The following is a 13888-nucleotide window of genomic DNA, read 5'->3' as shown; positions in this document are numbered from 1 at the left end:
GGAACGGTGAGCCTGCACTTCGATCCGTCGTTCGACTGGCTCTGGGTCCTCGTGGCAGGGCAGCAGGCGCCGAAGGTCGACGTGGCGGCCACGCGTGCGCTCGCGCAGAACTGGCTGGACAGCGGCAGGACGCTGCAGGAACTGGCGGACGGCGTCGCGCAGCTGGTGGGGTCGGTCGAGCACGCCATCGGTGGCCGCGCCGGGCGCGCGTTCCGCGAGCAGGTCACCCGCGTGCTCGGCCAGGTCCCCCGGATCGCGCTGATCACCGGGGTGCAGTCGAGCAGCCTGCTCGACCTCGCGTTGAACGTCGAGCACTCCGTCTACGCGATGATGGTGGAGATCGCCTTCTTCGCCGCGTCGATCCTGTGGGCGCTGTCGAGCCCCTTCACCGCGCCGCTCGTCCCGTCGTTCATCACCTCCGCGCGCATCGCCGTGCAGCAGATCTCGATGCGGCTGCACTGGGCCGTCAGGCTGATCGGCGAGGCCGTGGAGGGCGGCGTCGAGGAGGTCGTGCAGGACGCGATCGCGCAGCTCTCCCAGGTCGCCGAAGGCAACCGCCACCGCTGGGACGGCACCAGCTCGCTGATCAGCTTCGTGGCCGGTGGCGCGGCGGAGGGTCTCGCCGGCGGCATGCACCTGGGCGTGGGCCGGTGGAAACCGCGCGTCGAGGACACGGCGGCGTTCCACGGTGCGGCGGAGGCGGTCGCCGACGTCGTGGTGGGGGCCGGCACCGCGGGAGTCCTCGGCGGCAGCATGAACGACCTGTGGGCCGGTGCGGTGGGCGGTGCTTTCAGCGGTGCCGCCGAGAAGAAGGCGCACGACGCCGGGGAGGCGATCGACCGGCTGGTCAACGGGGACGCGGTGAAGGTGCCCGCGCTGGGGGCGATCGGCGATCCGGGAGCGGGGCGGGAGAACGGGCCTGTTGCCGATGAGGGCGGGACGGGGGCGCCTGGTTGGGTTGTGGTGGAAGAAAATCCGTCGGTGACCGGCGAGGCCGGGACGTGGGCGGGTGGAGGCGGTGCGGCTCGTGGTGCGGTTCCGTTGGGTCGGGAGAGCGGGACGTCTGCTGGGGGAGGCGTTCACGCGGACGGAGGTGCGCGAGCGTCCGGAGGTGGTCGACCGGGTGCCGTGACGGGCCCGGGGTCCGGGCTGGCGCGGAACGGTGGCGTCGACGCGCCGCTCGGTGGTCGGGTGGCGCCTTTGCGAGGCGGTGTTCCCGCTGCGGTCGAGGTTCCGCGGGATGTTGCCGCCGGTGGGCCTCCCGCCGCGCCGGGGACCGGGGACGGGCCGCAGGCCGGACCTGTCACCGGGTCTTCTCCGGCGGGGGTGCGTCCGGCGGCTGGGTCGTCTCCGGCGGTGGCGCCTCTGGTGGCTGGGCCCTCCACGGGGGTGGTGCCTCCGGCAACCGGTTCTTCTACGGCGGTGGTGCGTCCGGCGGCCGGTTCCTCTCCAGCGGTCGTGCCTCCGGCGGCCGAGTCCTCCGCCGCGGACGTACCGGCTGCCGGGCCGTTCACCCCGCAGACGTCGCCCACCTTGCGGGACGAGGTGCAGACGGCACCGATCACCGGCGGGCGGGACGCTCTGCCGGAGGCGCAGCCGCGTGCCGAGCACGGGCTCACCGCCTCCCCGCCGTCCGGGCAGGCGGCTCCGGAGTCCTCCGCCACCCACCTGGCGGCCGTGAACGACCCGCAGTCCGCACCGTCGGCTCAGGAGACCCGTGACGACCGGGCCAGCGGACGCGACGTCGCCGCGGCGGGTGCCGACCCCTCCCGGCAGCACAGCGACGAGGCGCACCCGGGCGACGACCACCGCATCGACGCGAGGCAGGGGTCGCTGGACTCCGCGGACGAGACGCGACCCGCCGAAGCCGGGGGAACGTCCACGGGTTCCGGCGGCCGGGTCACCGCCGCACTGCCGCCGAGCACCGAGGTGCCACAGGCACCGGGCCAGAACCCGGACACCGTCAGCCAGGTGGTGCGCCCTCAGACGCCCGTGGCACCGGAGCAGGCCACGGACATCGCACACCGGTCTGTCATCTCCACGCTGGAGCAGCCCGCCGTCAACGGCAGGCGGTTGCTGATCGAGCTGCACCGGCTCATGGAGGTGCCGGGCGCGCAGGACAGGTCGTACCAGCTGGCGCAGGTGCTGTCCGCCGCGCACGAGGACGGGCGGCTGTCCGGCGCCGACTACGAGCGCGCGTTGCAGGTCATGGGGCGGGTGACCACGTTCCTCGCCGACCCCGCCGCCGAGATGCCCCTCGGTTCGATCGCGGTGGGCCCGGAGGCCGACCCGGCCGAGCTGCCGTCGGTGTGGGAGCTGGTGCGGGAGGTCGATGCCCGTGTCCAGCGCCAGGACTTCGAGGGTGCGGTGACCTTGCTGGACGGTCTGGGCAGGGATCCCCAGGCGGTCAGGGTCGTCGAGGACGCCTACTGGGACGAGTTCCGCGAGGACCTCGGCACCGAGCTGCGCCGGCTGCGGCCGGACGAGTCCGCCTACGTCGACCACCTGCTGGGCGGCGTGATCACGGACCCCGTGTCGCGGGAGCAGGCGGACGCGTGGTTCGCGCAGTTGCGCGAGCTGACCTTCGACGACCACCTCTTCGGTGAGCGGCGCCTGCCCTACGACTACGCGGACGACGGCTGCACCTACCGGGCCCACCGGATGGCCGTCGCGCTCCAGCAGCGGGGTGCCGACCCGCGCAAGGTGGTCATCGGGGGACCCGGGCTGGGCACGGCCGAGGTCGAGTGGGACTTCCACATCGCCGTGGCCGTCGCCGTGGTGACGCCGAACAGTCGCGAGTGGGTCGTGTTCGACCCGTCCGTGAACGCCGAACGGCCGTTGAGCATCGACGACTGGGCTCGTGCCGCGGGCGCCGACAGGGTTCGGCGGTACCAGGGCACCGCCGAGGTGGTGCAGCAGCAGCTGATGGACGACCAGCGGAACTTCCCGGCGAGGTGGGACGACGGCTATCCCGTCGACGTGCCGGTGCTGGTGCTCACCGACTCGCACGTGTACGGCTTCCCCGACCTGGTGGGCCCGCACGACACCTCGTGGGCACACGCCGACGCGGAGTCGCGGGCCGCCATCGTCGAGATGCGCGAGTTCTACGCCCTTGCCGCCGAACGCCGGGTGGACCGCGCGCTTGCGGACATCGCCGCACGCGTCGACCTGGAGGTGGCCTCCGAGGCGGGGGTGTCGGTCGACGTTGTGCGTGATGCCCTGTCCGCTCTGGCGGAACGTGAACCCGTCGGTGTGAGCGGTTTGTTCGACCGGGAACCCGAGCCGCTGCGGCGACTGCTCCACCTCCTGCCCGACCACGCCGACGCGATCGAGGACGCGGTGACGCCCGGCGGGGCATTCGAAGCCGGAGCGCAGCCGGAGCGCACGGGTGTGGTGCAGCGGGGCCGGATTCGCGCGGTGCCCGGCCACGACGCGGTCGAGAGGTCGGCGTTCGAGGTGCGGCGGTTCGCGACCGGGGACGGGCCGATCACCGAGGTCACCGTCCGCATCGCGCTCGACCCAGAGGGGCGCCACGACGAGGCGACGCGGGAGGCGTTGCTGCGCAGCGCTCAGGCCGGTGTGGACCGCTACTTCAACAGCGGACGCGACGGGGGCCCGCTGCGCAGACCGGACGGTGAGCCGCTGTGGTTCCGCCTCCTGCCCGCCGACGGGACGTCCGCGGTCCACCACGTGGTGACGATGGACCCCGGCCGCCTGATCGACCAGACGAACTGGCACCCCGGTCAGTCGCAGGAGCACAGCGCACACGAGTTCGGCCACATGCTGGGGCTCGTCGACGAGACCACGAACCAGGGTGGTGGGCTCGACGTCAGCGGAACGCTGATGGGCCGGTGGAGCCCGGACGCGGTGCCCGCGGGAGGCCTGCGCATGCCGCGGCGGTTCACCGACGTGCTGGACCTGTTCATCGGTGACGTGCCGCTGGACGACTTCGCCACGGTGTTCCCCGGCCGCCCCGTCGCCGACCTGCCGCAGCACACTGTCGTCCCGGAAGCACCGCGGCTGCGGGAGCCGGCGGACCTCCGGCTGGCGGGAGACGGCACCCTCGCGGTCCCAGGCCTCCACTCCGCCGAGGTGGAGCACGCGAGCGAGTTCTTCGCCACCACCGGCGTGCTCGACCGCGCGCGGGAAGTGCTGCGCGGCCTCGGCAGCGGCGTGGCGCTGGACGTCGGGACCACGACGGTCGCGGTGGGCGAGCCCAGCCGCGAACAAGTGCTGCACCGCGTCGTTCCGCTCGTGCCGCCGGACGTCAGCAGCGACTTCGCGGGCGTGGTCCACGGTGCCGGCTTCGACACGGTGCTGTTCACCGGGCCGGACGGCACCACGGCGACGGCGCCGATCAACGCGGACGACGGACTGGAGCTCACCGCACTGCTGCGCCTGGCGGACAGCCTGACGGTGAGCGCGGAGTCCGGCGAGGTGTCCGAGGTGGACGTCCGGATGGCGGTGTTGTTCACCGGCCGTCATCACGCCGCGGCACCGGGACTCACCGGCCACGCACCGGAATCGGCTGGGCGGATGGACGACCTCGCGCGCCGGGTGGGCGTGAACCGGTACGCGTGGGCGCGGCCGGGACAGGTTTACGTGACCATGAGTGGAGGAGCGGACGGACGGCACCTCGGCTACCACTTCGCCGCGGTCGTCGCCGAGAGCGCGGACGGCCAGAGCCAGATCACGCTGGAAAGCCACCCTCGTGCGGGAAAGCGCGGCGCGGCGGCACCACGCTGGCACTTCCGCATGTACGGCAAGGGATCGGGGGAGACCTTCCACGACCAGCGGCCGGAGGGTGCGCTCACCGTCGTCGTGCTGGGAGGTGTGCAGCCGCCGTCCCCGGCGTCCGTGTGGTTCGACGAAGGGGCGCGTACCGCGCCGGCAAACGCCCTCGCCCCGGTCCGGGCGGTCGCGCGCCAGGTCGCCCGGGCGGCACTGCTGCGGGCAGAACACGGCCTTACCCCGCCGACGGCGGTGATCACAGGCCGGGGCAACGGCCGGTCAGGGCCCTTCGGGGTGCCGGTGCCCACCTCGGCGGCACGAGCGCGGGCGGAGCTCGTGCGGGACGAGTTCGTCGCGGCGGTGCGACGGGAACTGGTGGTCCTGCGGGGTGGGGACGCACCGGCCTCCACCGCCGAGGTCGAGGTCCGGCTCGTGACCGAGGCCGGCACGGCCGACGGTGGTGTTCCCGCGGAGGAGATGCGCCGCGCCACCGTCGAGATCGACTACGACGGCTCGCGGACCGCACCGCAGCGGGCCGAGGCCGAGTACGACCGGGCCGTGCACGGCCTGACCGCGCTGGAGGTGCCGCGGACCGAGGTGCGTGCCGTGGCCGCCGAGTACGCCGCGCTCGCCGCCGGCGGGAGGCTGGAGCACCTGGCCCTGCCGCCCGGCACCCGTGAGCGGCTCGTGTCGCTGAACGACGTGCTGACCAACTCGGGCGAACCGGGTGAGGCGGCGCGGGTCCGCGCGTTCGTCACGGAGGCGTTGCTCGCGGCGGCACTGGTGCCGACGCGGGAGGTTCCGCTCGGGACACGACTCACGGGTCGTGACCACGCCGCCGACCCGAGGGAGATCCGGCCGATCACCGCGGACCGGTTGACCGCGGTGCTGGACGACCTCGCCGCAGTGGTGTCCCGCGGTGAGGACCCCTTCACCGCCGCGACGTCCTCGCTGCGGGGGATCCACCTGCACGCGGGGACGGCGTTGCCGGTCCGGCTCGCCACGTTGGGGCTGGCGAACCTCAGCGCCGCGGCCAGGACCGCCGTCGTCGCGTCTCCGCTGTTCGCCGCGTTGCGGGACAACCCGTCCGCGCTGGCCGAGTCGCTGTTCGCGGGTGCCGGCCACGAGGAGCAGTACTTCATCACGACCTGTGTCGCGGCCGCGATGAACGCGGCCGTGCGCAACCGCGTTCCCGGCACCGCCGCGCTGCTGCACCTCGGCCGCTCCGCCGCGGACTCCGCGGAGCGGGTCATCAGCAGGACTGCCGCGGAGGTCCGGTCGGCCGCGGACCGCCCGTTCGGTCGTTCCCTGGAGGACATGGCACGCGGGCGGATCGCGGCGGCGCGTTCCGAGTTCGACGCCATCGAACGCCGGGCCTTGACGCTGGTGGCCGCCGACCAGGGCGATCCGGGTGTGCGCCACGACTGGCGTGCGCTGACGGTGCGCTGGAGCCGGACGATGCAGAAGCTCGCCGCGGCCGACCTGAGCCAGGACGTCGTGCCGGTGCTGACGAAGAAGGTCGTCGCGGGCCACTGGTGGAGCAGCGCGCTGCTGGCCGCCCCGGCGCTCGTGGACCGTGGTCCTCGTCGGCTCTCCGGTGTCGCGCCGAACCAGTACGCGGCCCTGTTCCTGCACGGGCTCGCACTGGAATCGGACGCCATCCTCTCCGGCGTGGAGTCCGCGACCACCTCGCGCGTGCCGTTGGCGGAAAACCTGGCCCTTCCCACACAGCGGGCGGAGTTCTGGAACCGGCTCGCCTCCTCGCCCGGTCACGTGGTCATGACACTGGATCACGCGGTCCACCTCCGAGCAGGTGTGGTAGGTGGACGCCGCGTGTTCGTGCTGAGCGACCCCATGAGGAGCCATCCGTCGGTGCTCACAGCGGCGGAGCTCGTCACCTGGGCAGCGGACTGGGAAGCTGAGAGCCCGGCCTCGCTGCTGCCCCGGGACGACCTCGGCTCCCGGCCGGTGTCCGCCGAACGGCTGGAGCCCAGGTCGCCGCAGCCCGTCCCGTCGTTGCCGGTGCTGTCGAGCGTCGCGGAGGTGGACCGGTTGCCGCAGCAGTGGCGGCAGCTGTCACCGGAACGGGTCGCGTCACTGCGGACCCTGGCGACCCTGACGGTGAACCAGTTCGCGGTGCCGGGGTCGCGGTTCCAGCAGGCTCACGACGACGTGGTGGAGCTGGTCGCGTACCGGTTGTACCAACTGGAGGAGGGCCGGCCCCCGGGACAACCGGTCCGGGCACTCGCCGAGCAGCTGGCGCGCGAGGCCGGGCTGAAACCCGCGCTGAGAGGGGGAGCGTCGAGGCCCCGGCGGGGTACGAGCCTCCTCAGTCCCCTGGAAGTGCACCGGGCACCCGGTGGTCCGAGCAGTCCGAGGCCGGGCAGGCGGAGGTCGGGCCCGCACCGGCGCAACGCGAGCCTGTCGACGACCGGCTCCTGGGTGACGGCCGCGGAGGAGGCGCGGGCCTGGCGGGCGCAGGTCGACCAGCCGCAGGTCGACGGGGAACCGGACTTCGCCCACCTGCGCAGCGCGCTGCGGGACCAGCTGCGGGAGCTCGGCGAGGACTCCGCGGAGCTGGGCAGGTGGGTCGACGTGACGTTCGCCGACGCGAAGCTCAAGCAGCTGGACCGCTCGCTCGAAGGCATCCGCGAGGTGTGGGAGGACTTCGAGGTCGAGGTGCACGCGCTCGGCATCGGAGCACCCCACCACCACGCCGTCAGCACGACCGCGGACCTGACGAGGTCGGAGACGGTCCGGGAGGCGGAGGACGGCACGTCGGCCGAGGTGGTCTCGACGCCGGTGAACCCGGTGCAGGGGTCGGTGCCGGCCGGGCCGGTGACCGTGTCGTTCTCGGTGCAGGGCCTGCTCGGCACCGCGTCGGAGCGGCGCACCTCGGCGACCGGGACGACGCGGGAGACCGTGGAGATCACCCAGGCGGGCGCCAAGGTGACCCGGACGTCGCACGACGTGCACCACCGCCTGCGGATCCAGCCACCGAAGCGGCACCTCCACCGGGAGCGGCCGGAGCCGGTGGAGTGGAAGCAGTCGGTCACGATGACGTTGACGTGGCCGCAGTTCGGCGCCACCGCGAGCGAGCCGGGCGACCCGCTGCCGGAGACCCCGCTGACGGCGGGTCCCGCGCTGAGCTACCCGGACCTCGCCGCCACCCCCGACGCCCTCGCGAGGGCCCGCAGCCACGCCGGTTTCGAGCGTGCGCGCGAAGCGCTCGAACACGTCCGGTTCGTCGGCATCGACACGGTCTTCAGCGCGGTCAAGTCCACGCTGCGGCTGTCCGGGTCACATCAGGAGATCACCCGGCTGGAGAGGTGGCTCGACGACCTCGGGCCGAAGCAGGGCAAGCGCCTCGTCACCGGCGAGCAGGTCGAGGAGACGTTCCGCTTCCCGGGGCACAAGCCCGTGAAGGTCGTGGTGCGCCAGGGGAAAGCGCTGGAGGGGCAGTCGTTCGCACCCGGTCTGGCGCAGGCGGCCGCGCGGTCGCTGGGACGCACCGTGGCGGCGAGCCACCGGCACTCGGTGGGCGCGGCGGCCACCCACGAGGCCGGCTTCGAGCTGGGCGTGAGCGCCGGTGAGGAGCTCGCGGGCCTGGTCGGGGTGAAGATCGGGGCCGGTGTGTCCTTCAGCAGGGTGAACCAGAACCTCTCCGAGCGGGTGTCGCAGGTGCGGCACGAGCTGACCGAGCGGATCAAGGGCGACTTCGTCGACGACACGATCAGCTTCCCGTTCCTGGTGGTGATGGCCGAGGAGGGCAAGACGTACCGGCTGGCAACGTTGTCGTCCGACGATGCGCACCGTTCGTTCGGGTTCCTCCGACGTGAGGACAAACCGTTGGTGGCGTTGCACGTCGAAGCCGCCGCGGTGCTGCTGTTCTCCCCTGTGGACAGCGACAGCGGCAACAACGTCGGTGCCCGTGACGAGCCGGCGCCCGCGGGGACGGTTCGGGCCGCCGGCGCGCGGGACCGGTCCGGGCTGAGCGCGGACGAGGTCGCCGGCTACGCGCGGAGCCGGTGGAAGCTCAGCGACGTGTCCCGTGAGGCGGTCATCGGCCGGGTCGTGCGGAGGCTCTACGCCGACGGGGTGGTCTCCGGCGCGCAGGACGCACAGGACGTTCAGCGGAGTCTGCGCGACGTCCTGGTCGATGACCCGAGGGCGCTCTTCGGCGGCGATCCGAAGCGGATCTCCTTGCCGGGGGCGGAGAAGGACCTGTTCCTCGGCGGCGTGGTCGCCCCTGGTGGTGGCGAGTACGTGAAGAAGGCGTCGACGAAGGAACTGCAGGGGTTCGTCGCGACCAGCGAGACGACGAAGCTGACGGCGGAGCGGACGCGGTCGAAGGGCTTCAAGGTCGCGGTCGAGGGCGACGCCGGGCCGGTCGAGCTCGGCGGCACGGCCGGCGTGACGCGGTCCGAGCAGCGGCGCGCCCAGATCAGCGAGACGATGGAGGAGGAGCGCGCCTGGACCGGGGAGGACGTCCCGGTCCACCTCTACCGGCACCCGGCGGAGATCGAGGTGCGGACCGGCACCGACTTGTCGGACCTGGACCCGCCGATGACGTGGTCCGAGCGCCCGGACCCCGCGGCCGACGCGGAGCTCCGGACGGGCATCGCGGCGGAGCTGGAGATCGCGGTCGCCCAGCGACCGGGTCGTGCGGTGGACGCCGGACCGGTCGAGCCCGGGACCGAGAGCGACTGGGTCGACGCCGGGACCCGGCCGGGCGGTGCCGCGGAGTTCGAGCGGGCCGCGGACCTGCCGAAGCGGTTCGAGGTCGACTCGATGGCCGCGATCACCCGCCTGGGCGCCGAGACCGCCGGGCTGCTGGCGGTTCCCGAACCGGAGGGCTCCCGCGCCAGGGCCGAGGAGCTGGCGAAGCGCCAGCTCCTCGGCGCGCGTCCGGCACAGCTGGGCAGCTCCGGCGAGGACGACGCGCAGGACGTGTCGCGCCGGGCACTGGAGCAGTGGGTGAGCTGGCAGTCGCGGCAGGGCAGGCTGGGGCTCGCCGAGGGACCCGGCGACGAGCTGCGGCTGGAGAACTACAACGGCGACAGCGGGTTCGCACCGCTGGAGCTCGGCAGCCGCAGGATCACCGGCACGGCGACGTTGACGAGCACCTACGGCAACGCCCGGATCATCGGTGTGGACGAGGCCCACGAGTTCACCCGCTCGAACGCCACCCACACGACGGTCGAGTCGCACCGGCAGCGGCGCACCGGACCGAACGCCGGCCTCACCGCGAAGGTGAAGCTGGGAGAGGTGGCCACGGCCGAGGCGAAGGCCGCGGCCTCTTACCTGCGCGGGCCGGAGACCACCGAGACCACCACCGTGGACGCGCGCACGAAGGTCGCCTGGGTCGAGCGCGGCTACCTGGTCGAGTTCGACGCGCGGCACCGGCTGACGACGTCGGCCCGGCACACGTGGACCGGTCCGTTCGGCGAGCAGCACGACGGTCCGGTGACCGGTGGCGACCGGCGCAAGTACGTGCCGCGGGCTGTCACGCTGTGGATTCCGGCGAGCGAGGTGCCGAGGATCGGTGAGCTCAGCCGGCACGACCTCGACCACGTCCTGCTGCCCGACGACCTCCGGGCGTACGAGGCCGCGCACACGGCGGACGCGGTGACACCTCCGGCGACCGCGACGAGCGAGGCCGGCATCGAGCTGGGGATGCCAGAGCCGCTGCGCCCGGACCTGGCCCTGCGGATGACGCAGGACATCCGGGAGCTGCTGCGCGACTACGAGAAGACCATCACCGATCCCAAGGTGCGCAAGCAGTTCGCCGGGCTGCACGACGAGATGGTGCAGGCGTTCGGCAGGCGGCTGGAGCTCGGCGGGGACCAGGTGCTGGCCAACGTGCTCAACGGCGGTTCGCCGATCTTCGGCGAGCGGCTGGGGGAGTCGGGCAAGCTCGAACAGCTGGTCGTCGTGAGCGCGCGGCGCGTCGACGGCGCGGACCTGGGCGTGGAGGAGAACTTCCTGGTGGACTCCGAGGTCACGACGACCCGGAGCACGAGCCGGGGCGAGCGGTCGGAGTGGACCAGGTCCGCGGGCGTGGCCCTGCCGCCGGCCATTCCGAGGTGGGTCGGGTCGGCGCTGACCGGCGGCCTGGTCAACCCGGCGGCCGAGCTGGCCGCGGAGTCCCGCGGCGGGCAGGACGACCGGGTGCTGTCCCGCAGCACCGTCGGCTACCGGTGGTCCGGTCAGGCGCGGCGGCACGGCCACGGCATGCGGGTGACCGTGCAGGTGCGCCCCTGGGCGCGTTCGGGCGTCTACCGCAGGCACCTGCCAGGGCTGCGGCAGACACCGGTGCGGGACATGCAGGTGCTGCCGGGCTTCACGGTGGGGTCGGCGATCCAGACACCGGTGCCGTCCGTCCTGGACCTCGCCAGGACGCCGCTGGAAACGGTCGGCACGCCGTTGAGCGACCTGACGCACGGCACCGGCCTGCCCGTCGACGCCACCATCAGCGCCACGCCGTTCCACGCGGAGGGGCTGCACGCCCGGCTCGCGGAGCTGTTGCCGGAGCTGAACGCGGGCCGGGCGAACGGGCTGCTCGTGTCCACGACCGCGACCCAGCTGGCCGGCCGCGTCGTGGCGGCCCTGTCGCCCGACGGCTACCAGGTCGACGTCGGCAGCAGGACCGTGTCCACGGCGACGATCACCTTCGACCTGGGGCGGCGGCAGCTGTTCGGCCCGATCCCCGGCGCGTCGCTGCGCAAGACGACGGCCGAGGGGACCGGCCCGGTCGTCACGACGGAGGAGAACGTGACCGCGAAGGCCGCCCTGCTCGACGGTCCGATCGCGGAGAACCTCATCGGCAAGGGAGAGGTCGAGCGGACGCTGGCCACCTCGCGGTACACCTCCCGCGACGCCGAGCCGGTTCCCGCCGAGGTGCAGCGGGACAACGTCTACCTGGTGCTGGCGGAGCTGCGTCCCACGCTCACGCTCGAGTACCGGGACGGGAGGACCGCCGCCGTCGCGACCGGGCAGAACGGCGTGGACGGCGAAGTGTGGCTGCAGGTCGACCTGGCGGGTGCACGCGCACTCGGCTTCACACCGCCCGGCGCAGACCCCGGCCAGAGCACTCCGCCGACCACGCCGGGGTCGCCGGCCGGCCAGGACTCGCCCGCGACCAGTCGCCTGCGGCCCGTCGCGGACCCGCGGCAGCGCAGCAGGCTGACGTCGGCGTACCGCGGCGCGACCCGCGGACGTGCCCGGCTGCCCCTGTCCGAGACCGACCTCGCGCACTGGGTGGACGAAGCGGTCGCACTGTCGTCCGGCGCGGTCGAGCAGCACGACCTCGCGGACGGCACGGCGGAGCTCCTGCGGAGCCTGGACGACGCGCTGGGGGCCGTGCCCGGCGTGGCTCTGCGCGACCAGGTGCGCGCGGTGCTCAACGACGCCGTGCTCGCCGCAACGGTCGTACCGGTCCGCGACGCCGACGGGCAGTCCGGTGACCACCGGGCCGTCCGGCCGCTCAGCCCCGACCGGCTCGTCCACCTGCTGACCGACGTGGCCCGGCACCTCGAACGGGGACACGACCCCTTCACCACCGAGGGGTCCCTCCTGCACAGGATCTCCTACCCCGTGGGCGCCCCGTTGCAGTCGCGGCTGGCGGTGCTCGCGACCGTGAACCTCACCGGCCCGGCTCGCGCGAAGGTGTTCGGCGACCCGCTGTTCACCGCGTTGCTCGGCAACCCGGACGCGCTCGCGGAGTCGCTGTTCGCCTCGGCCGGGCACGAGTCCCGGTACTTCCAGACGACCGGTGGTGCCGCCGCGGTGAACATCGCCGTGCGGGACCGGGCGCTGACGATCGTGACGATGCTGCACGCCGGTGACGCCGTCGTGAGCGCCATGGCGGCCGCGCTGCCCACCACGTCCGTCGGCTTCCGCACACACCGGGACCGGCCGCTGGGCCGCGTGCAGGGCAGCCGCGTGCGCGACCGGATCGCCTTCGCGCGAGAGGAGTTCGCGGACCTCCGCACGAGCGCCGGGGAACTGGCCGCCGCCGCGGACCGGAACCCGGCGGCCTGGCGCGACCTGACCGACCGGTGGTCGAGGACGATGCAGAAGCTCGCGGCCACGGACCTCACCCGGCCACGGCTGCCCGTGCTCACCCCCGTCGCCGCACCCGGTCGTCCGCACGTCAGCGGGCTCGTCGCCGCGCTGAAGCTCGTCGACATGCCGGTGCGCCGCAGGCAGAACCCGGAGCTGACGGGGTACCTCACCGCGCTGGGCGCCGTGTTCGCGCCCGAGCCGGACGGAACGGCCTTCGGGAGCGGGTTCGCCGAGGTCGCGGGGGAGCCCCTGGTCCCGGTCTCGACGAAGCTCACGACCGCCCGGTCGCAGTACGGCTTCTGGTCGTGGCTCGCCGCGGGACCGGGGCAGGTGCTGCACGGCGGGAGCAGCGCCGTGCACGTCAGGGCGGTCCGGCTCGACGGCAGGAACCTGGTCGCGCTCGGCGACCCGCGGCGGACGGGGCAGCGCCTGCACGCGTTGCCCGAGTTCGGCGACCTCGCCCACCGCCACGGCTGGTCCGCGCCCGAGTCGCTGTTCGCCGACGACGCCGCGTTCCACCGGCACGAGCGGCTCGGCGTCGACCTGCCCGCGGTGAGCGCGGTCCGCGTCGACGCGGGCGTGTTCGTCGGGGCCGACCCGGACGGTCCGCTCTCCACCGCGGCCCGCTACCTGCCCGACGAGGACGACGTGGTGGCGCTGGTGCTCGACCACGGCGTCGCGCTCGGCGCGGACGACGCGCGGCGCGTGCTGCTGGCCGCCGGGTGGAACGGAGCCGAGGCGGTCCGGCTCTACACCGCGCACGACGCGAACCCCGGCACCGATGCCGCCGACCTCGCCGCGTGGCTGGGCGTCGCGGTGACCCGGCCCACCGCCGACGGCTGGCGCTGGTACTGGCCGGACGGGAAGCAGAGGGCGGGCACGTACGCGCTGGAGGTGCCGGAGGAGGTCGCGGAGCGGTTCGGGCTCCCCGCACCGCAGGAGCCGGCTGTACCGGTTCAGCCGCCCAGGCGGTGACCGGAGAACGGCGGAAGGGAATCCGCAGAGCCTTCCAGTAAATTCACTGAAAGGGAGCAATGCGGCGCCGGGAGGTGTGTCCGAACGTACATCGATCATGGTGTGGACGTGCAGA

At 73.6% G+C, this 13888-nt stretch carries 1 protein-coding gene; it reads left to right on the top strand.

Annotated features, from left to right (window positions below; translation table 11 throughout):
- The first annotated feature begins 6 nt into the window (after nucleotides 1-6).
- The gene (locus ACRSBM_RS27665; protein WP_434447518.1) at nucleotides 7-13773 is read left to right on the top strand and encodes a protein-glutamine glutaminase family protein; all 13767 of its coding nucleotides are present in this window, start codon (nucleotides 7-9) and stop codon (nucleotides 13771-13773) included.
- Nucleotides 13774-13888: the final 115 nt, after the last annotated feature.

Source organism: Lentzea xerophila (assembly GCF_051094245.1).
GTDB classification, from domain to species: domain Bacteria; phylum Actinomycetota; class Actinomycetes; order Mycobacteriales; family Pseudonocardiaceae; genus Lentzea; species Lentzea xerophila.
The sequence above is the reverse complement of the archived record's forward strand: the minus strand, read 5'-3'. Positions and strand labels throughout refer to the sequence as shown.